Raw genomic sequence first — 20030 nt, forward strand, 5'->3', positions numbered from 1 at the left:
ATTCCCCCACCCAGGTACATGACTTCTCCCCGTAGTCGTTCCGGCCGGACTGCACCGACTATCAGCGGAACCGCTTCGGCAGTTCCGGCTCGCCCAGGGACAGCATCAGACGGTTCGCCCAGTTGAAGAAGGACGCCGCGTTGATGACGTCGATGATCTCGGCGTCCTCCAGTCCGGCGTCCCGCAGGGAGGCGACGTGGGAGGTGCCGAAGCGCACCGGGAAGGCGGCCAGTGCGACCGAGGCGTCCCGGACCGCATTCCACAGGTCCGAGCCCAGGTCGGCGGTCACCCCCTCGTCGCAGAGGCGTTGGACGGCGTCCGCTTTCTCACGGGCGTCACCGTCGGAGGCGGATTCTGCGATGGTCCGTCCGGTGTGCACTGACGCGCAGTACACGCAGCCGTTGAAGCGGCTCGTCACCGCGGCGGAGAGTTCACGTTCAGCTCGCCCGACTCCGTCGGTGACGTTGAAGAAGATGTCCCGGTCGGTCAGTGTGCGCGCCTCGAGGGAGTCAGGGTCGCGGGCGAGCAGCCGGAAGTAGGCGGACTTCGCGCGCAGCGGGTCGACGAGAGCCTCTTTCTGCCTGTCGGTGAGGTCGGCCTCCTCCACCGGCGGGACCCACGGCACCCAGCCGAGTGAGTGGGTGACGAACCTTGCGGGTCGCACCAGGTCAGGGTAGGTGATGACCTCGAAACCGGCGTCCACCCCGGTCCCCGGCGCGGGGTCGGCGTGCAGCGGGCGGTGGGGGGTGTCCGCCTGGCGTGCGCCGATTGTCATGCCCGGCTGCCGGATGTCACCCTGGGGGACGAACTTTGTGGCGAGGACGCCGAGACCGTGTGCGGTGCGGATCTGGAAGGTGAGGAAGGACACGAGCTGGGCGAGGCGCACGACCTCGGTCGGGGACCATCCCACCGCCGCGAGCGGTCTGAGGCGTTCCGCCCGGGAGTCGCGCGGGTGCAGGACGAGCACATGACTGAACTCGAGTGCCGCGGACAGTCGTGGGCCGAAGGTGTCCCGCTGGCGGTCGAGGAGGCGGAACTCGGGGCCGGGGGCCGATTCGGCGGCGAGATCCGGTTCACGGTACACGCCGTAGGGTGCGGTGACCCCTGAACCGTGGACGTGAGCGCGTGCATCGGAGACGACGGCTGCCAGGGTGGTGAGGAACTCGTCGGCCTGTTCCGGGGTGGCGTCCCCGTCCAGTTCGTCGACGAGAAGGTCGGTGTAGAAGCTCGCGGCCCGGGCGCCGGCGGTGGCGCCTCCGTGCAGACCTGAGACGAATGCTGCCACGGCATATCGTTCGGCGAGGGTGAAGTCTCCCGGGGTCTCCGGTTCGAACAGGGCGTGGAACGACTGCTGTGCATTGTCGCGGGCCTGGGCACGGTTGTGGCGGAGGCGGGCGACCTGCCCGGAGATCTCCGAGTCCGGGTCGAGGCCGGCCAGGAAGTCGATGATGTCCGCGGAGGCGGTGGTTTCGGTCATAGGCCCAGACTAAGCCCGTCGGGGCGGAAACGGCGTCCGGGAATGGCGGCGAGCAGGTCCCGGGTGAACTGTGTGCGGGGACTGCTGAAGATCTCCCCGGTCGGCCCGGTCTCCATCTGACGTCCGTGGCTCATCACCGACACCGTGTCGGCGATCTGGCGGACCACGGACAGGTCGTGCGAGATGAAGATGTACGTCAGTCCGAGGTCCTGCTGCAGTTCGTCGAGAAGGCGGAGGATCTGGGCCTGCACCGTGACGTCGAGGGCGGAGACCGCCTCGTCGAAGACGACCAGCTCGGGGTCGAGGATCAGTGCCCTCGCCACGGCGACGCGCTGCCTCTGACCACCGGAGAGTTCGGAGGGACGCCGTTGCGCGATGTCCCCCGCCCCGGTTCCTGCCCCGGTTCCTGTACCGGTTCCTGTGCCCAGTGCCACACGTCCGAGGATGTCCGTGACCTTCTCGCGGATCGCGTCGGACGACAGGTCGGTCAGGTTCTTCAGAGGTTCGGCGAGGATCCTGCCGACGGTCTGTCGTGGGTCGAGTGAACTGTAGGGGTTCTGGTACACCATCTGGACGCGCCGTCGCAGTGCGCGGCGTCCTGCCCTGTCGAGAGTGTCGATCCGCAGGTCACCCTGTTCGCCGTGGAGGGTCACGGAACCGGAGTCGGGGTGCTCGAACGCGGTGACGATCCTGCCGAGGGTGGATTTCCCCGACCCGGATTCACCGACGACGGCGTGGGTGGTCCCCCTGGCGACGGTGAAGGAGACCTCGTCGACGGCGGTGGTGGAGCCGAAGGTCCTGCCCACAGAGTCCACGGTGAGCAGGATGCCCGACTGCGGTGTGCCGGACTCCGGTGTACCCGAGTGCGGTGTGCCGGGTTCGGCACCCGGGCGGTGACGCCGTGACCCGCGCTTGACCGTCGCCCCGGCAAGGGACGGGGCGTCGGACAGCAGCTGCCTGGTGTAGGGGTCGCGGGGGTGGGTGAGAACTTCTGCGGTCGGACCGGATTCCCGGACCTCCCCGGCCTGCATGACGACGAGGTTGTCGGAGCGGTCCCCGGCCACGGCGAGGTCGTGGGTGATGAACAGGATGCCGAGGTCGAGCTCCTCCTTCATCCGGTCGAGCAGATCGAGGACGGCCCGCTGGACGGTGACGTCGAGTGCACTGGTCGGTTCGTCGGCGATGATGAGGTCGGGTTCGGTGGCCACTGCGGCTGCGATGAGGGCGCGCTGCTTCATCCCGCCGGAGAGCTGGTGGGGGTACTGGCTGTACCGCAGTGCCGGATCGTCGATGCCGACCTGGCCCAGCAGGTCGAGGACCTTCCTCCTCCTGTCGGCCGCGGACAGCCGTACGGCGCGGGGGGCGATGCGCAGGCCCTCACCCACGGATTCGCCGACGGTCTTGACCGGGTTGAGGGAGTTGTTCGGGTCCTGCGGGATCAGTCCGATGCGCCTGCCCCTGATCCTGCGCCATTCCCGTTCCGTCAGTCCGGTGAGTGACTGTCCGTCGAGCCGGACGGTTCCTGTGCCCTCGGCGTTGCCGGGCAGCAGGCCGAGGACCGCCATGGCGGAGGTGGTCTTCCCGGAGCCGGATTCACCGACGATGGCGGTGACCCTGCCTTTCCCCACGGTCAGGGAGACGTTCTTCACCGCCGGGACGGTGCCGCCCCGGGTGCGGTAGCTGACCGCGAGGTCGTTGATCTCGAGCAGGGGACTGTCCCCGGGGGTGCCGGGCGTGCCGGGCGTGCCGGGGGTGTGGGAGGTAAGGGGTGCACGGTCTGTGCCGGTCATCGGAGGACCTTCCCGTCGATGCGCCGGAGCGCCTGACTGAGGTGGTTGGTGGCCAGGACGACCAGGACGATCGCCAGGCCGGGCAGGACGGTCAGCCACCAGGAGGTGGCGATGAAGTCACGTCCCTCGGAGATGATGAGTCCCCATTCCGGGGTGGGCGGCGGGGCACCGTAGCCGAGGAAGCCGAGGGTGGACAGCTGCAGGATCGCACTGCCGAACTGCAGGGCGGCGAGCGCGAGGACCGGGGTGAGGGAGTTCGGCAGGATATGACGCCACAGCACCGACCAGGCGGTGCCGCCGGAACCGTAGGCCGCTTCCACGAAATCGGAGGACGCCACTCCCAGGACCTCTGACCTGGCGAGCCTGGCGAACATCGCGACGTTGGTGACTCCCACGGCCACGGCGGCGTTCACGGTGCCGTAGCCGAGCAGGATGATCACCGAGAGGCTGAGCAGCAGGGCGGGGATCGAGAGGAGGACATCGACGACGCGCATGATCACCGCGTCGACCCGGCCACGGAAGGACCCCGCGAGCAGTCCGAGGAGGGTACCGACGACCATGCCGACGGCGACGGCGACGAGGGCGCCGGACAGGGAGTGCCTGGCACCCCACACGACCCTGGTGTAAAGGTCTCGGCCGACGGAGTCTGTACCGAACCAGTGCTCGCCGGAGGGGGCGAGCAGGGGGGCCGTGGTGCCGGATTCCGTGGGGTCCCCGGAGGCGAACAGGCCGGGGACGACCGCCCAGGCCACTGCGACGAGGACGACGATGCCGGAGAGCCAGACCCCGGGGCGGATGTGTGCGAGTTTTCTCATGCGCGTGCCTTCTTCGTGCGCAGTCGGGCGTCCAGTACCGGGTACAGGAGGTCCACGACCAGGTTGATGACGACGTAGACGGCGGCGGCGAGGACCACCACCGCCATGAGGACGGGAGTGTCCCTGTTGGAGACGGCGTCCACGGTCATCGCCCCGATACCGGCACGGGAGAACACGGCCTCGGTCACGACGGCGCCGCCGACGAGTTCGCCGAAGGTCAGTCCGGCGACGGTCATGGCGGGCAGCACGGCGTTGCGCAGGACGTTGCGCCACAGCACCCAGGCGGGCCCGGCACCGCGGGCCCTGACCACGGTGACGAAGGGCATGGCGGTGACATCGTCGATGCTGCGCAGCAGGACCTGCGCCAGCGGTGCCGACAGGGGCAGTGCCAGCGCCACCGACGGCAGGATGAGCTGCTGGACGGTGGTGGCGTGGATGACGGGCACCCATTCGAGGGAGAAGCTGAACACCTGGATGAGGATGATGCCGAGCCAGAATGCGGGCAGTGAGATGAACAGCGGGGGCACGGACCGGATCAGACCCGACAGCCGGCGGCAGAACGGGTTGTCCGGCAGCGAGGTCGCGGTGACCGCCACGACCACGGCGATGACCACGGCGAGCAGGAAGCCGGTGAGGGCCAGGGCGAGGGTGCCGGGCAGGGCGTCGAGGAGGGAGTCGGTGACGTCGGCCCCGGTGTGCAGTGAGTTGCCGAAGTCCAGGTGCAGCACCCCGGTCAGGGAGTTCCAGTACCTGGTCAGGACGGGTTCATCGGAGCCGTAGGCGTCCCTCATCTCGGCGATCTCCTCGGGGGAGAGACCGAGTTCCGGGTCCGCGTAGCGGGTGGAGACGGCGTCACCGGGAAGGGCGGTGAGCAGGATGAAGGCGAGGGTGAAGCTCGCCCAGAGGACGAGGACCGCGGCACCGGCGCGCCGGAGGACTGCTGTGAAGGTCATCTCTACTTCTCCCCGTTCCCTGCCGTTGTGTCTGCTGCCGCGGCCTGTCCGGCGTCGACGCTGGTCAGGTAGAACCACGGTCGGCCGATGGCCTCGGCCCGGAAGCCGTGCACATAGGGCTGCACCCCGTAGACCTGGGGTTCCTCGAACATCGGGAGGATGTACGCCTGCTCGGTGAGGTAGTCCTGGACGTCACCGGAGGCGTCGGCACGGGCCTGCTCCGTCGGCGAGGACGAGACCCTGCGCAGCAGTTCCTCGAGATGCTCGTCCCCGATCGATCCGTCCGGGTGCATGTTGAGCAGCTGGTTCCGGTCGTCGGAGTAGTACTGCGACTTGATGACGTCGTAGTCCGCCCGCCCGACCATCGTCACGTTGAGCTGGATCGTCGATTCGTCGGTCTGGGCGGCCTTCTGTGCGGCGACGTCGCCCGGGTAGAGCTGGACGTCGATGCCGATCTTCCTGAGCTGTTCCTGCACCATGGTCACCACTTCCCTGGTGCGCGGCTGGGCGGCGGCGTCATTGGCGGTGAGGGTGAGCCGTCGGCCGTCCCTGACCCGGATGCCGTCGGCACCGGGGACCCACCCCGCGGCGTCGAGCAGTTGTTCCGCCCGTGCGGGGTCGTAGATGTAGGCGTCCTTCTGTTCCCGGTAGCCCTTGGCGGTCGCCGCGAGGGCTGAGGTGGCCAACGGGTAGGACGCCGAGAACAGGGAGGACAGGATGCGTTTCCTGTCGACTCCGGCGATGATCGCCTGCCGGACCCGGATATCGGACAGCAGCGGGTGACGGAAACGGAAGTCGATCTGGTTGTTCACCCCGGCGGTCGGTGCGGAGAGGATGCCGATCCCGGCCTCTTCCAGGTGCTTCTCCTCGGGGGCCTCGATCTGCCGGGCGACGTCACCCTGCCCGGAGCGGATCCCGCCGACGCGGACACTGTCCTCCTTGGCGACGACGATGTGGACCGTGTCAAGGTCGGGACGCCCCGTGTTCAGGCCGCGGCGTCCCAGCTCCGGGGGTGCCCAGTTGTAGTCCTTCCGGGCGGAGAGGGTGAGTTCGGTGTCCCGTTCCTCCCCGGTGATGACGAAGGGACCGGAGCCGATGACGTTGCGGGCGTTGCCCGGGGCGAAGCCCTCGTCGGTGAGCTTCAGGGTGGCGTCCGCCAGCAGTCCGGCGTTGAAGGAGCTGGTCGCCTGGGGGAAGCCCGGTTCGGGGTCGGTGAAGTGGAAGCGGACGGTGTGATCGTCGAGGACCTCACCGTGGTCGTAGGTGCTGATCTGTTCGGAGGAGGTCAGTTTGCGGCTCTTGTCGCCCTTGCCGAAGAGGTCGAAGTTCGCCACGACATTCTCCGCGGTGAGGGGGGTGCCGTCGGAGTAGGTGACGTCGTCCCGCAGGTGGAAGGTGAACTCGGTGGCGTCTCCGTTGACCTCCGGGAGATCGGTGGCGATCCACGGGTAGAGCTCGCGGGTGTCGGGATCCTGCCAGAGGAGACGGTCGGTGATGTTGTTGACCACGCCGCCGTTCGGGTAGTAGCCCGCTGTCGGCGGGTACAGGGTCTGGAACGGCAGCGACTCGAGGTAGGTGAGTTCGTGGGGGGTGGGGCCTTCGTCGGTACCGCAGGCGGTGAGGCCGACGGTGGTGGCGAGGGCGGTGATGACCGCGAGGATCTTCGCGGGGAACCTTCTGTGGCCCGGGGTGTGTGTCAATGGTCTTCCCAAGATGGTCATTCTGTCCCGGCCGTTCAGGCCGGTGGAGTCGGTCCGGTGCTCCGGGGTGTCCCGGAGAATTCCGGGCGAACAGGACGGACAGACCTGTCTGTTTCGATTCAGCCTGTCATCGTATCACCGTGCGGCGTCCCCGCGCGCCCCGAGCCGCCCGTGAAGCCTGTCACAGGTCTCACGGGCGGGGGCAACTAGCATGGACCTTCATGAGCACCATTGCGGTAATCGGGGGAGGACCCCGCGGCATCTCCGTTCTCGAACGCATCGCGGCCCAGCTGGAAGCCCGGTCCGGGACGCGACCGGAGGGACAGGTCACCGTCCATGTCGTGGACGACACCGAACCCGGGGCCGGGAGGGTGTGGCGCACCGACCAGACACGCACCCTGTGCATGAACACCCTGGCGGACGCCGTGACCCTGTTCACCGAACCCGGGTCCAGTGTCACCGCCCCGGTGCTCGAAGGTCCGACGATGTACGAATGGGCGGAGCTGCTCCGGGGCGACACCCTCCCGACCGACGCCGACCCCGACGGCGCCAAGACCGCCCTCTACCGTTCCCACCCGGCAATGGTGCGCGGAGAGTTCCACAGTGAGATCGCCGGGATGAAGCCGGAGTCCCACCCGTCGCGCGCCCTGTACGGCGAGTACCTGCGGTGGGTGTTCTCCGTGGTGCTCAGCCGCCTCCCCCGGCAGCTCGAGGTGAAGGTCCACCAGGCCCGCGCCACCGCAATCACTCCTGTGACCTGCCCCGACGGTGTGGTCCGCGACGAGATCACCCTGACAGGACAGACCAGCGGGGACGCCACCGGCCCCGGAGGGACGACAGTCCTCGCCGACGCGACGGTCCTGGCCCCGGGCTGGACAGCCAATGAACCTGATGCCCTGGAGGGGTTCACGGCGACATCGGTGCAGATGCACCCGGAGCTCACCTGGGTGCGCCCCGCCAATCCCGCCGACCAGGAGGTCGCCGACCTGCCTGCCGGGGAGGATGTCCTGGTCCGCGGCCTCGGGATGGGGTTCTTCGACCTCATGGCGATGGCCACCGTCGACCGGGGCGGCAGGTTCATCCCCGACCCCTCGACCCGGTCCGGACTGACCTACCATCCTTCCGGACGGGAGCCGCGCCTCGTCGTGGCGTCCCACCACGGATACCCCTACCAGCCGAAACCTGTTCTCCACGCTCTTCCGTCCCCGGCTCCGGTGCCCCGTTTCCGGGCCGCGCTGGCCCGGCTCCCCGAGGACGCCCCGGCCGACTCCGTCGATTTCGGCGCGGAGCTGTGGCCGTCGATACTCCGGGACGCGCAGGCGGCCTACTACTCCACCCTCTTCGGCGGCACCTGCCCCGGACACGACGCCGACCCGGAGAGACTGGCGGCGGTCACCTCTCTCATCGACGATCCTGCCGTGGACCCGTGGCGTCTCCATGAGCTACCCGAGCTGGCAGCTCTCGTCCCTGACCCGGCGGACCGGTTCAACCTGGTGTTCTACGCGGATCCGGTGGCCGCCTACGACAGGGACGCCGGTGACTTCACCGCGTGGATCGCCGACCGGCTCAGCGAGGATCTCCACGAGGCCCGGCTGGGTACGAGGTCGGCGGTGAAGGCGGGACTGAAGGTCATCGGCGCGGTCCGCAAGGCCGCCGCGGTCGCCGACGAACCCGGTCGGTTCACCCTGCGGTCCCGCCGCGCGGAGTACGCCGAGCTGCGCAGGGTGGGCCAGATGGTCGGGTCGGGCCCGCCGGCGTTCCGCACCGCAGAACTGCTCTGCCTGGTGGATTCCGGTCACGTGAGGTTCCTCGGCGCCCACCCGACGGTGGTCGTCGACCCGGAGAAGCCCGCTTTCGCGATGAGTTCCCCCACGACCGGGGACGAGGTCGTCCACGCACAGACGCTGGTGGACGCCTGGCTGCACAAGCCCGATGTCCGGACCTCGGCAGATCCACTGACCCGTCAGCTGCGCCTGGAGGGTCGTCTGCGTCCCTTCGCACTGACGGACGCCGCCGGTGGTCCGGTGACCTCCTCACCCGAGGTCGACCTCGCCTCCGGCAGGCTGGTTCATCCGGACGGTTCCCTCGACGCCAGGGTTCACCTGCTGGGCATCCCGCTGCTGGACTTCCGGGCGGACATGACCATCTCACCGATGCCGCACACTGATCCGCTGATGCTGCAGGAGACGGATGCCGCGGCGGTGTCGGCGCTGCGGATCGCCCTGGGGTAGTCACGGTGGCGACGTACCCGGATCTCACGGCGTCCCCCGAGGTCGTCGCACCCCTGCTGCTCGGTGCGGTGCTGCGCCGGGTGTCCCCCGACGGACGTGCCGTGGCCGTGCAGCTCACGGAGGTGGAGGCGTATCCGGGGGCCGGGGACGCGGCGTCCCACACGGCCAACGGGTGGACGCCGCGGTGTGCGACAATGTTCGGCCCGCCCGGACACCTCTACGTCTACGCGAGCTACGGCATCCACCGGGCGGGGAACATCGTGTGCCGCAAGGCCGGAACGGGCGCAGGGGTGCTGATGCGGGCGGGGCGTGTGGTCGAGGGGCCGGAGGTCGCCCGGGCACGGAGGACCAGAATGAAGGACGGTGTTCCCGTGGTCCCTGACGATGACGCCCTGGCCCGGGGGCCGGGGAACCTCGGCGCGGTGCTCGGGCTGGACCTGGACCTCGACGGAGCGACGCTGGCGGTGGTCGCCGGTGAGGTCGGCGCCGGTGGGGTCGGCGATCATGCCGCGGAATTCACCCTCACTCCCCCGGCGTCCCCGGTGGAGTATGTCAGCGGTCCACGGATCGGCATCTCGAAGAACGTCGATGCTCCGTTGCGCTTCTGGATCCCCGGCGACCGCTCGGTGACCTCACCGCGGGGGCGTCCGAAAGGTGTGTGAGCCCCTGCCTGTCTCTACTTGAAGGCCTACTTGAAGGGTTACTTGAAGGCCCGGATGACAAGTGAACACAAGCTCTGACCTGGGGATACGAGGCTACGCGTCGCCAGATGAAGGCCTACTTGAAGGGTTACTTGAAGGGTTACTTGATAGATCTATCAAGTAGAAGTCGGTAGAGTTCCGTTCCATGGACACGCCAGTGTGGAACTGCACCACCGTGATCAGCGCACCCGAAGACCAGTGGTTCGACCGAAAAAGCTACCGGATCAGCGCCAAGGATCTGGCGAAAACCATCATCGCCTTCGCCAACTCGGACGGAGGAACGATCGCCGTCGGTGTCCACGGCGGCCAGTTAGAGGGAGCCCCGACCGCAGATCAGATGAGCAGGCTCAGACAGGTGGGAATTGAGCACGTCAGCCCGACGGTCCGCTACGGATTCTTCGTACTCGACTGCACCGACTCATCAGGCGCTCCGGCACAGGTGTGCCTGATCGACGTCCCCGCCAGCGAACGGGTCCACGAAAGTACTGACGGCAACTGCTACCTGCGGGTAGGCGATCAGTCCATGAAGCTCTCTTTCGACGACAGGCTGGAGCTCCAGTACAGCAAGGGAGAGCGTCAGTTCGACTCCCAGCCGGTGCGTGGCGCCGAAGTGTCTGATCTCTCCGACCAGGCCCTCGCTACCTATGCGTCCAGCATCGGCGCCAGCAGCGCCGAAACTGCCCTTTCCGGACGCCACCTTCTCACGAGGAGCGGCGACGTCACAGTCGCCGCCGAGCTTCTTTTCGGAACAGACCCACAGGAGTTCTTTCCGAACGCCGCTATCCGCGTCCTGAAGTTCGACAGCCCCCGGCGCGAAACCGGTCAACGACAGAACCTCGTCGAAGACGTTCGGATCGAGGGGAATCTTCCCACGATGATCCGCGATGCCGTCACCGCTATCCGGCGACTTCTACCGCGTCGACGACACCTCGATACCGGAGGCGCGTTCACCTGGGAACCGGTTCTCCCCGAAGATGCCTGGTTGGAGGGGATAGTCAATGCCGTGCTGCACCGTTCCTACAGCCTGGCCGGGGACCATATCCGCGTCGAGTTGTTTCCGGACCGCATCGAGATCACCAGCCCGGGAAGGTTCCCCGGGCTCGCCGACCCACGGCATCCGCTGAGTATCGCGAGATTCGCCCGTAACCCTCTCATCGCCCGGGTCGCCATCGACCTCGGGATCGGACAGGAACTTGGCGAGGGAATCCGACGCATCTACGAGGAAATGCAGGCCGGCGGCTTCACCGAGCCGGAGTACCGACAGACCAGCGGTACCGTCACACTGATTCTCCGCGTCGAACAAGCCGTAGACCCTGCGGTCATGGACCGCCTCCCCAAGCATGCCGACGAGGTTCTCGGCGTACTCCGCGAAACCCGGGCACCGATGGGCACAGGAGACATCGTCAACAGTCTGTCCATCAATCGCCCTGCAGTTCAACAGGCACTGAAAGCACTACGGGACGAGGGACTGGTGACCTGGGACGGCCGGTCGCCCCGGGACCCGCGGGCCACCTGGTCTACCCCTGACCCGTTGCACTGAGCCCCTCCAGTACCCCGGAATCGACTCCTTACCAGCGTGTAAAGGCCTACTTGAAGGGTTACTTGAAGGCCCGGATGACAAGTGAACACAAGCTCTGACCTGGGGATACGAGGCTACGCGTCGCCAGATGAAGGCCTACTTGAAGGGTTACTTGATAGATCTATCAAGTAGATCGACAGGATCGAGGTCACTGCACCACCGCATCACCGCATCAGGTGAGGTATCCCACACTTAGGCTCGCCTGCCTTCATATCAGTTATTATGAGCATAATCATCCTCATAAATAGCCGGCCGGTGTGGTCGGCGTCCCCCACGGAGGTCCCCTGTGCCAGACACCCTGCCCATGCCGGAACGCCCCGTCGAAGACCTGCCCGGCCACTGGCTGCTCGCCCGCCTCGGCAAGCGCGTTCTACGCCCCGGCGGCCGTGAACTCACCGAACGGCTTATCCACGCGGCACAGCCCGCCGGGGCAGACGTCGTCGAACTTGCCCCCGGCCTGGGGAAGACCGCCCGCCTGCTGCTTGACGCACACCCGGCGTCCTACCGTGGCGTCGACGAAGACCCCGAGGCGGTCGTGCTGACCCGGCAGGTCGTCGGCTCCGCCGGAGAAGTCTCCGAGGGCGAGGCCTCCCGCACCGGTCTCCCCGACAGTTCCGCCGACCTCGTCATCGGCGAAGCCATGCTCACCATGCAGGGGGCCAGAGGCAAGGACGCCATCGTCGCCGAGGCCCACCGGGTGCTCCGCGACGGCGGCCGGTACGCCATCCACGAACTCTGTCTGGAACCCGACACTCTCGACGACGACGCCAAGACCGAGATCCGCAGAGCCCTCGCCCGGTCCATCAAGGTCAACGCCCGCCCTCTGACCACACAGGAGTGGACCGGTCTGCTCACCTCCCACGGTTTCGAGGTCACCTCCGTCGACCACAACGGCATGGAACTGCTGAAACCGCGCCGCAACCTCGCCGACGAGGGAGTGAAGGGGGTGGCCACCATACTGTTCAACCTGCTGCGTCACCCGGGCGCCCGCAGGCGTGTCCTCGCCATGCGGAAGGTCTTCAACACCTACAGCGACAGTCTGGCAGCCGTCGCCGTCGTCGCCACGAAAGTTCCCGCCGGTGATTCCCGTGGGTGAGACCGGCAGCGGGTGGACCCTCCTCGACGGTCTGCAGGACGCCCATCCCGGCACCGTCCCACTGGCCGGCGACCTGCCCCACCACCGCAGTGACCGGGCGACGCCGTCAGTGAAGAAGGTCGGACAGCCCGACGGCTTCTCAGTGGTCCGCATCGCCTTCCGGGACGGTGACGTCATGGCCGACCACAGGACGGCACGACCGGTGCTCGTCATGGGGCAGACCGGGCAGGTCGAGGTCACGGTGGCCGGAGGACCGGCCGGCGGTAGAGAAGGCAGAGGAGACGGAGGCGGAGGGCGGGGCTGCGACGCCACCGTCACCCTGGGTCCCGGTCAGGCCCTGGGCATCAGCGCGGGACGGGTGCACAGCCTCCGGGCCACCGGCCCGGCCACGGTCACACTGCTCATACCGGGCGGGCCGGTTTCCGACGACGGCCGGACAGGGGGCACTATCATGACATGAGTTCCGCCACTGAACCGTCACCCCGGGGCAGGGTCCTCACCGCCGTCGAGGAGCACAACACCCGGACCGGAGGGTCCGTCACCGCCGCAGAACTGGCCGGCCGGCTGGGACTGCATCCCTCGACCGTCCGGTTCCATCTGAGAAGACTGGTCGAATCCGGACAGATCGTCGAAGAGTCCGGAACCTCGCCCACGTCATCGGCCGGTACAGGTGCCGACTCCGGCGACGGCCGGGGGCGTCCCCGCAAGCAGTACCTCCCCGCCCCCTGCACCCCGAAGGATTCCCTGCTGGCGGCCCTGGTCGAAGCACTGGCCGACTCGGATTCCGAACGCGAGGACCGTGCCGCGCAGGCCGGCCGGATCTGGGCGTCCACCGTCACCGGCCAGCCCACCGCCCCACGGGACAGCGACGAGCCGGACGACCCTCTGGACGCCGCGACCCGGGTCCTCACCGCCCTGGGTTTCGAGGTCCGCGAGACGGGCAGCATGCTCGGCACCCGTGAGATCCGGGTGTGCTCCTGTCCGCTGCGGATCCTCGGCCAGCACCGTCCCGAGGTCGCGCGGGGTATCCAACGCGGAATCGTGGAACAGGCGCTCGCCGCGTACTCCGGACGGCCCACCGACTGGAAGGTGACCTCCCGACCCGACCCCCGCTACGGCGACTGCGAAGTGGCCCTGCGGTTCAACCCCGCCACACCCGCCGGATCCTCTCCACCCGCCACACCCTGACACCCCGGGCCCCGGTCCGGGAGAACGGAAACAGACACCATGCCCGGACCAGACCCCTCCCGCCGTTCCTTCGACCGGACGACAGTCCTGCTCTCCGTCGTCGGGGCGGTGCTCGCCAGTGTCCTCATCATCACCTGCGGCATCCTCGCCCTGCGGCACGCCGGCGGAGGCGGACAGACCGTCGTCCTCGGCGCGGACGGCCGGGTCACAGAGTCGCCGTCGGCGTCCCGGGGAACCTCCTCCACCGCACGCACCTCCGCCTCCCCGACCTCGTCGACGTCGCCGACCTCCCCGACGACCTCCTCCGGCGTCCCGGCAGCCGGCGTTTCAGCCGGCCCGGCGTCAGCCCCGGGACCCGGCTCAGCTGACGGGGCGTCGGCGGCGGGAGACAACGGACCCTCCGGCACCGAAGGCGGAGCAGACACAGACGGCGCCACAGACGGTGTCCCGACCCCGACAGCCGCCGAACTCACCGACATCGTGCACCTGCTCACCGCCACCGACGCGCCCGACGAAGAGAAGCAGCGTCACCTGGAGAGCCCGGACGCCGTCATCGTCCCGCAGACCGTCTACCGGGCGGGACTGTTCCGCGCGCCCCGCGGCGGTTCGGAGGTCACCGGACCGGTGGAGCGCGACGGAGACACCGCCACCGCCGAACTCCACGCATGGTCCCAGGGCATCCCTGACGTGACCCTCCCGGTCACCTTCGTCTACCGCGACGGGACGTGGCGGCTGTCCAGTGCCTCGGTCTGCACCGGGGTCCGGACTGTCGGACTTCCCGTCTACTGCAACGCCTGAAAGGTCGCCGTGATCACCGCCACCGATCTGACCTGTACTTTCCGGAACCTGTCCGGCAGACATCCGGTCACGCCGCTGCGGGGTGTCAGCCACACCTTCCCCGACTCGCACGTGACCTACGTCCTGGGGCTCAACGGCACGGGGAAGTCCACCCTGCTCCGGCTGCTGTGCGGGGTACGGCGTCCGACCTCCGGGCGCGTCCTCGTCGACGGTCCTGCACCGGGCGCACCGGACTCCCCGGATGCGCCGGGACGGGTGACCGGCATGTTCCTCGACACCACCGCCGTACACCCCGGGCACACGGGCCGGCGACATCTCAGGTGGCTCGCCGCCGCCTCGGGTCTGGACGCCGCGGAGGCTGACCGACGTCTCACCCAGGTCGGCCTCGACGCGGTCGCCACGGACACAGTGTCCGGCTACTCCCTGGGCATGCTCCAGCGTCTGGGCATCGCCGGCGCCCTGCTGGGTGACCCACGCAACGTGGTCCTCGACGAACCCCTCAACGGCCTCGACATCGCCGGCGTGCTGTGGCTCCGCCGGCTGCTCCGCGACCTGGCCGACAGCGGGCGGTGCGTCATCGTGGCCAGCCACCACCTCGCCGAGGTGGAGAAGACCGCAGATTCGGTGCTGCTGCTGGAGGCGGGCAGGGTTGCGGCGTCCGGGACGGTCGCCGAGGTCCGCGGGGAACATGCCTCACTGGAGGACGCCGTGGTCACCCTGGTTCCCCGTGCCGCCGGATCAGCGGAGGTGCGTAGATGACTGCCTTAGGACGCAGTGCCACGGCCGAACTGGTTCGTCTGGGAGGACGCCGCGGTCCCCTTCTCCTGGCGTCCCTCCCCCTGGGCCTGGTCCTGCCGTTGCTGGTCAGCCTCGCCGTGGCGGCGGTCGCGGAGACCCTGCACGGGGATTCCGGTGACGGGTCGGCGGGCATCGGCGAGGCGTTGATCCGGGTGCGTGAGGTCGGTACGACCAACTCCCTGTTCTGGGTCATCTCGCTGGGCGTCACCGTCCATGCGGTGGTGGCTGCGTACGCCCAGTCCACCTCGACCCGGGGCGCGGCCGGGGAACTGCGCCGGCACGTACTGCCGCGGACAGGTGCGGACCTGTGCGGACGGTGGCTGGTCACCGGGATCGTCGCCGGATGCTGTTCCCTGGCGGCGACCGTGATTCTGCTGCTGGTCCTGCCGCGGGTCTTCCCGGGGGTCTACGGGACCGTGGACGTGGCCTCGGCCGAGGGGCTCAGATTCCTGTGGGCGGTGCCGGCCTACGCGGTGGCGGCGTCAGGGATCGGGGTAGGGGTCGGCGCCCTGGTGCGGGTGCCTGCGGCGTCGGTGGCGGTGCTGACCCTGTGGTCGCTGCTGGTCGAGAGTGCGGTGACCTACATCCCCGGTGGGGCGGAGGCACTGGGCTGGATGCCCTTCCTCAACGGCCAGTACGCGACCGGGCAGGAGATAGCACTGGCCCCCGCGTGGGGGCCGGACGGTGCCCTGCTCTATGTGTTTGTCGTGGCAACGGTCCTGGTGGGACTGGGTGCGGTGCGACTGAGGGCGGGGCAGAAGATTGAACTGTAGATACAACTGTGTGGATATATCCACTGACCGATTCCAGCAATACCCCGGTTGATTCATCTTCAAAACCACCCCTGTTCACCCCCACGGTCCAACGACGCGCCTCCGCATCACCCTCCGGTGGCCGCCTCCCCGGAGCACCCCCGCCACCAGTGTCTTTCCTGTCGCGCCGGAGCGGACACCCGGTCGACGGACAGTCCCCACGGGCCGGAGACGGACACGCATTCCGGGGAGTCTCCGGAAAGTCATGGCTGTCACACCGGGGCTGCTGTTAGCGTGCAGGACACACCACCCACCCCGACCGGAAGGACAACCCCGTGACCGAGACTTTCACCGGAGCCGTCGTCGAAGAGTTCGGCGCCCCTCTCGTCATCGAAGATGTCGCACTGCCCACCCCTGACCGCCACCAGGCACTCGTGAAACTCATCGCCTCAGGCGTCTGCCACACCGATCTCCACGCTGCCCACGGCGACTGGCCGGTCAAGCCTGAACCGCCCTTCGTGCCCGGTCACGAAGGTGTCGGGGAAGTCGTCGCCCTGGGGCCGGGGTCGCATTCCGTCGCCGTCGGTGACCTTGTCGGCAACGTCTGGCTCTGGTCGGCCTGCGGTGAATGCGAGCAGTGCCGCACCGGCTGGGAGACCCTCTGCCCCGACGCCGAGTACGGCGGATACACCGTCGACGGTTCCTTCGGGACATACATGCTGGTCGACACCCGCTACTGTGCCCGCATCCCCGCCGGTTCGGATCCGCTGGAGGTCGCACCGATCCTCTGCGCCGGCGTCACCGTCTACAAGGGACTGAAGGTCTCGGAGACGAAGCCCGGACAGTTCGTGGTCATCTCCGGGGTCGGCGGTCTCGGCCACATCGCCGTGCAGTACGCCAAGGCGATGGGCATGCGTGTCATCGCGGTGGACATCGCCGACGACAAGCTGGAGCTGGCGAAGAAGCACGGGGCAGAGTTCACCGTCAACGCCGGCGAGGTCGACCCTGCCGCCGCGGTCCAGGAGTACACGAACGGTGGCGCGCACGGTATCCTCGTCACAGCGGTCCACCCTGCCGCGTTCGGCCAGGCCATCGGCATGGCCCGCAAGGGCGGCACCATCGTCTTCAACGGACTGCCCCCGGGAGACTTCCCCGCCCCCATCTTCGACATCGTCTTCAACGGACTCACCGTCCGGGGCTCACTGGTGGGTACCCGCCAGGACCTCGAGGAAGCCCTGGACTTCTACGCACGCGGGCTCATCCACCCCACAGTGCACGAGTGCCGTCTCGAGGACGTCAACGAGGTCTTCGAGAAGATGGTGAAGGGACAGATCGACGGACGCATGGCGATCCGTTACTGAGATCCGTCACCGGCCGGTCCCCCGACCGGACCAGAGGCCGTCCCGTTGTGCGGGGCGGCCTTTTTCTGCGTCCACGCAGGCAGTGTTGTCCCACTCCCCGGACTGATGTACAAATGTCCATGTACATATGTACGTGTACGTCTGTACATCAGCAGAGGGAGACCATGACACATCCTGAACAGACCCCGTCCCCCACACCCGGACGCCGGGACCCGGAAGGACGACGCGCCGCCATTCTCCGCGCCGCCGCGGAACTGATCTGCGAATCCGGCGTCCACGGACTGACCCACCGCGCGGTCGCAGCACGGGCAGGCGTCGCGGTAGGGTCCACGACCAGGTACTTCACCACGATCAACGACCTGCGTGCCGAAGCCCTCCGCACCCTCGCCGACGACAACGAGCGGGATCTCGCAGGCATCGCCGACCTCATCCGGGACGCCGACCTCACCGACATCTCCTCCCCCGCCACCCGGCAGGTCATCGCCGACTGCGCCGACGTGCTGCACGGCTTCCTGTCCAACACCAGACAGGTGCACGCGACCCTGGTGATGCTGGGCACAGCGACCACCGACGCCCCTCTCCGGACAATCGCACTGCAGTGGTCTGACCAGCTCAGTGACCTGCTCGCCGCACAGGTGGGCACGGTACGCGCCACCGCGGCCGTCGCCTACATCGACGGAGTGACGGTCCATGCCGCCCTCCACGACACCCCGGTCAGCCGACCCGCCCTCGCCGCCGCCCTCACCGCCATCATCGGAATGCCCCCCACACAGGAGGACCAGTGACCACGCCCCGGACCGACTCCCGGCCACACCCGTCAGCACACCTCTCTCGCACCGCCAGGTGGGCCGCCACCGGCGTCCTCACCGCCAGCCTGCTCGTCATCACGATGGACATGACGATCCTCACGATCGCGCTTCCTTCGATGGCCGCCGAGATACAGCCGACCTCCACACAGCAGCTGTGGATCATGGACGTCTACTCCCTCGTCCTCGCCGGACTGCTCGTCCCCTGGTCAGCGGTGGCAGACCGGTGGGGCCGCAAGAAGATGCTCATGCTGGGCTACAGCTTCTTCATCCTCGCCTCCCTGCTCGTCGTCGTCGCAGACAGTGCCGCAGAGGTCATCGCCATCAGGGCCTTCCTCGGCGTCGGAGGGGCGATGATCATGCCCCAGACCCTGTCGATGATCCGGGTTCTGTTCACCGACCTCAGAGAACGCGCCACAGCCCTGAGCATCTGGGCGGCCATCTCCGGCCTGGGATCGGCCCTCGGCCCCCTGGTCGGAGGCATCCTCCTGGAACACTTCAGCTGGCATGCGGCGTTCCTCATCAACGCTCCGCTGATGGGGGCGGCGATCATCGCCGGGTACTTCCTCCTGCCCGAATCCACGGTCGGTTCCCCCGGCCGATGGGACTGGGTGGCCGCAGTCCAGTCGATGGTCGGCATGGTCCTCCTGGTCTGGTCCGTCAAAGAGTTCGGCAAGGAGGCGTCCCTCGCCGTGCCGGAGGCACTGGCCGCCTTCGCGGCCGCCGTCGCGGTACTCGCCTGGTTCACCCTGCGGTGCCTGCGGAGCGACTCCCCCCTGCTGGAACTGCGCCTGTTCCGCAGCCGCCCGTTCACCGCAGGGATCATCGCCGCACTGGGGTCGACGTTCGCCATGATCGCAGCACTGCTTCTCCTCGCACAGTGGCTGCAGCTCGTCGACGGAGCGGGCCCGGTCGAGACCGGCGTGAAACTCATCCCGGTGGCGGTCGCCGCTGCTCTCGCCTCGGTGGCGGCACCGGTGCTCAGCCGCAGAATCGGATCGCGCGGAGTTGTCGCGGGCGGGATCATCCTCGCCGGTGCCGGAATGCTGTACATGGGACTCTCCCCGTCCGGAGTGAGTTACCCCGTGATCCTCGTCGCCATGCTCCTCGTCGGCGCGGGAGTGGGGTCACTGGCCGTCGCCTCCGCCATGATCATGGGCGGTTCACCCGAGGACAAGGCGGGCAACGCCGGAGCCCTCGAGGAGGCGTCCTACGAGATCGGGGGCGTCCTCGGCGTCGCCGTACTCGGCAGCATCTCCGCGCTGGTGTTCCGTGACCACCTCGCCTCTCTCGCCGGGGGACTGGGACTGCCGGAGGAGCTCACAGACCCGGCCGGTGAATCCCTCGGCGCGGCGATGCACATCGCCGGGGAGGCCGGACTTCCCGATCTGGCGTCATCGGCCGCGGAAGCGTTCACGGACTCGCTCCAGACCGCCGGAATCGCCGGCGGCCTGCTGATGCTCGCCGTGGGTGTGGCCGTCTTCTTCATCACCCCGAAGGGAACACAGGCGGCGCACTGAGCTGTGGATCAGGCGCCGGTACGCTCACGGTGCCGGCACCCCGGCCAGCAGCACGGACGCCGCTTCCCCTCCTCCAGCTCCTCGCAGGTCCGGCGGATACGTCGGGCCCGTGTCTTCGCCTGCTTCGCATCCTCGACCCAGCAGATGAATTCGTTGCGTGCCAGCGGCGTGATGTCCTCCCACAGTTCAATGACAGGCCGGGCCACCGCCGACGCGCCGTCGTCGCCGGGTCCACGGTCACCGCCGAGGATCGCGTCCCGCAGGTCATCGGGCAGTTCGTGGACGACGCCACCGGAGACGTTCACTTCATTCATGGGCACGACGCTACCTGGAACGACGGAAAGGGACACGGAAAAGGACACGGAAAAGGACACGGAACGCGCAGGATCGGCCCGCACGTATTCACACACATTCACACATCACTGCACGCGAAGGCCCGGCGTGCGATCATCCGCACACTGCGCC

18 protein-coding genes are annotated in these 20030 nt (G+C 68.2%); 12 read left to right on the top strand and 6 right to left on the bottom strand.

What is annotated here, in order from left to right; translation table 11 throughout:
* Positions 1-61: 61 nt before the first annotated feature.
* Genes E0E18_RS07995 through E0E18_RS08015 form a run of 5 tightly spaced genes read right to left on the bottom strand, consistent with a single transcriptional unit; the run spans position 62 to position 6756 of the window.
* Positions 62-1477: an alkylhydroperoxidase domain protein gene (locus E0E18_RS07995; RefSeq protein WP_130840132.1), complete on the bottom strand. Its 1416-nt coding sequence runs from the start codon at positions 1475-1477 to the stop codon at positions 62-64.
* Positions 1474-3267: a dipeptide ABC transporter ATP-binding protein gene (locus E0E18_RS08000; RefSeq protein WP_130840134.1), complete on the bottom strand. Its 1794-nt coding sequence runs from the start codon at positions 3265-3267 to the stop codon at positions 1474-1476. The genes E0E18_RS07995 and E0E18_RS08000 overlap by 4 nt, the downstream gene beginning before the upstream one ends.
* Entirely contained in the window at positions 3264-4082 is an 819-nt protein-coding gene (locus E0E18_RS08005) for an ABC transporter permease (RefSeq protein WP_174217087.1), read from the bottom strand. Before E0E18_RS08005 ends, E0E18_RS08000 begins: the two co-directional genes overlap by 4 nt.
* Complete coding sequence (locus E0E18_RS08010; RefSeq protein WP_066585367.1) at positions 4079-5035, bottom strand: ABC transporter permease; 957 nt, start codon at positions 5033-5035, stop codon at positions 4079-4081. Before E0E18_RS08010 ends, E0E18_RS08005 begins: the two co-directional genes overlap by 4 nt.
* A 2-nt stretch (positions 5036-5037) precedes the next feature.
* Positions 5038-6756, bottom strand: a complete 1719-nt coding sequence (locus E0E18_RS08015) for a TIGR04028 family ABC transporter substrate-binding protein (protein ID WP_130840136.1) — start codon at positions 6754-6756, stop codon at positions 5038-5040.
* Between the two features lie 200 nt (positions 6757-6956).
* Here E0E18_RS08015 and E0E18_RS08020 point away from each other — a divergent pair, with 200 nt between their 5' ends.
* From E0E18_RS08020 to E0E18_RS08075, 12 genes are all read left to right on the top strand, one after another.
* Positions 6957-8966, top strand: coding sequence for an FAD/NAD(P)-binding protein (locus E0E18_RS08020; protein WP_130840138.1), 2010 nt, complete (start codon positions 6957-6959; stop codon positions 8964-8966).
* A 5-nt stretch (positions 8967-8971) separates the two neighbouring features.
* Positions 8972-9628: a DNA-3-methyladenine glycosylase gene (locus E0E18_RS08025; RefSeq protein ID WP_130840140.1), complete on the top strand. Its 657-nt coding sequence runs from the start codon at positions 8972-8974 to the stop codon at positions 9626-9628.
* Positions 9629-9812: 184 nt separating this feature from the next.
* Entirely contained in the window at positions 9813-11207 is a 1395-nt protein-coding gene (locus E0E18_RS08030) for an ATP-binding protein (protein WP_066585374.1), read from the top strand.
* A gap of 325 nt (positions 11208-11532) precedes the next feature.
* Positions 11533-12342, top strand: a complete 810-nt coding sequence (locus E0E18_RS08035; RefSeq protein ID WP_227871125.1) for a class I SAM-dependent methyltransferase — start codon at positions 11533-11535, stop codon at positions 12340-12342.
* Complete coding sequence (locus tag E0E18_RS08040) at positions 12335-12802, top strand: cupin domain-containing protein (protein ID WP_130840142.1); 468 nt, start codon at positions 12335-12337, stop codon at positions 12800-12802. The genes E0E18_RS08035 and E0E18_RS08040 overlap by 8 nt, the downstream gene beginning before the upstream one ends.
* Positions 12799-13530 (top strand): helix-turn-helix domain-containing protein, encoded by a 732-nt coding sequence (locus E0E18_RS08045; protein ID WP_130840144.1) that lies wholly within the window; start codon positions 12799-12801, stop codon positions 13528-13530. The genes E0E18_RS08040 and E0E18_RS08045 overlap by 4 nt, the downstream gene beginning before the upstream one ends.
* A 39-nt stretch (positions 13531-13569) precedes the next feature.
* On the top strand, positions 13570-14328 hold the full coding sequence (locus E0E18_RS08050; protein ID WP_130840146.1) for an MTB12 C-terminal domain-containing protein: 759 nt from the start codon (positions 13570-13572) through the stop codon (positions 14326-14328).
* A 9-nt stretch (positions 14329-14337) separates the two neighbouring features.
* Entirely contained in the window at positions 14338-15087 is a 750-nt protein-coding gene (locus E0E18_RS08055) for an ABC transporter ATP-binding protein (protein WP_130840148.1), read from the top strand.
* Positions 15084-15899, top strand: a complete 816-nt coding sequence (locus tag E0E18_RS08060) for a hypothetical protein (RefSeq protein ID WP_130840151.1) — start codon at positions 15084-15086, stop codon at positions 15897-15899. The genes E0E18_RS08055 and E0E18_RS08060 overlap by 4 nt, the downstream gene beginning before the upstream one ends.
* A 314-nt stretch (positions 15900-16213) precedes the next feature.
* On the top strand, positions 16214-17239 hold the full coding sequence (gene adhP, locus E0E18_RS08065; RefSeq protein WP_066585394.1) for an alcohol dehydrogenase AdhP: 1026 nt from the start codon (positions 16214-16216) through the stop codon (positions 17237-17239).
* Between the two features lie 164 nt (positions 17240-17403).
* On the top strand, positions 17404-18024 hold the full coding sequence (locus E0E18_RS08070; protein ID WP_161972255.1) for a TetR/AcrR family transcriptional regulator: 621 nt from the start codon (positions 17404-17406) through the stop codon (positions 18022-18024).
* The gene (locus E0E18_RS08075; protein ID WP_237559693.1) at positions 18021-19565 is read left to right on the top strand and encodes an MFS transporter; all 1545 of its coding nucleotides are present in this window, start codon (positions 18021-18023) and stop codon (positions 19563-19565) included. The genes E0E18_RS08070 and E0E18_RS08075 overlap by 4 nt, the downstream gene beginning before the upstream one ends.
* Positions 19566-19573: 8 nt before the next feature.
* Here the strand turns inward: E0E18_RS08075 and E0E18_RS08080 are convergent, their stop codons facing one another.
* Positions 19574-19879 (bottom strand): YdeI/OmpD-associated family protein, encoded by a 306-nt coding sequence (locus E0E18_RS08080; protein WP_066585401.1) that lies wholly within the window; start codon positions 19877-19879, stop codon positions 19574-19576.
* Between the last annotated feature and the right edge of the window lie 151 nt (positions 19880-20030).

The organism is Corynebacterium neomassiliense, assembly GCF_900626215.1.
In the GTDB taxonomy this organism is placed as follows: Bacteria; Actinomycetota; Actinomycetes; order Mycobacteriales; family Mycobacteriaceae; genus Corynebacterium; species Corynebacterium neomassiliense.

Bases quoted from the DNA above. Each gene is read 5' to 3' on its own strand.
- E0E18_RS08045 (WP_130840144.1), top strand. From the start codon at position 12,799: ATGAGTTCCGCCACTGAACCGTCACCCCGGGGCAGGGTCCTCACCGCC.
- E0E18_RS08050 (WP_130840146.1), top strand. From the start codon at position 13,570: ATGCCCGGACCAGACCCCTCCCGCCGTTCCTTCGACCGGACGACAGTC.
- E0E18_RS08030 (WP_066585374.1), top strand. From the start codon at position 9,813: ATGGACACGCCAGTGTGGAACTGCACCACCGTGATCAGCGCACCCGAA.
- E0E18_RS08005 (WP_174217087.1), bottom strand. From the start codon at position 4,082: ATGAGAAAACTCGCACACATCCGCCCCGGGGTCTGGCTCTCCGGCATC.
- E0E18_RS07995 (WP_130840132.1), bottom strand. From the start codon at position 1,477: ATGACCGAAACCACCGCCTCCGCGGACATCATCGACTTCCTGGCCGGC.
- E0E18_RS08020 (WP_130840138.1), top strand. From the start codon at position 6,957: ATGAGCACCATTGCGGTAATCGGGGGAGGACCCCGCGGCATCTCCGTT.
- E0E18_RS08080 (WP_066585401.1), bottom strand. From the start codon at position 19,879: ATGAATGAAGTGAACGTCTCCGGTGGCGTCGTCCACGAACTGCCCGAT.
- E0E18_RS08070 (WP_161972255.1), top strand. From the start codon at position 17,404: ATGACACATCCTGAACAGACCCCGTCCCCCACACCCGGACGCCGGGAC.
- E0E18_RS08010 (WP_066585367.1), bottom strand. From the start codon at position 5,035: ATGACCTTCACAGCAGTCCTCCGGCGCGCCGGTGCCGCGGTCCTCGTC.
- E0E18_RS08000 (WP_130840134.1), bottom strand. From the start codon at position 3,267: ATGACCGGCACAGACCGTGCACCCCTTACCTCCCACACCCCCGGCACG.
- E0E18_RS08015 (WP_130840136.1), bottom strand. From the start codon at position 6,756: ATGACCATCTTGGGAAGACCATTGACACACACCCCGGGCCACAGAAGG.
- E0E18_RS08060 (WP_130840151.1), top strand. From the start codon at position 15,084: ATGACTGCCTTAGGACGCAGTGCCACGGCCGAACTGGTTCGTCTGGGA.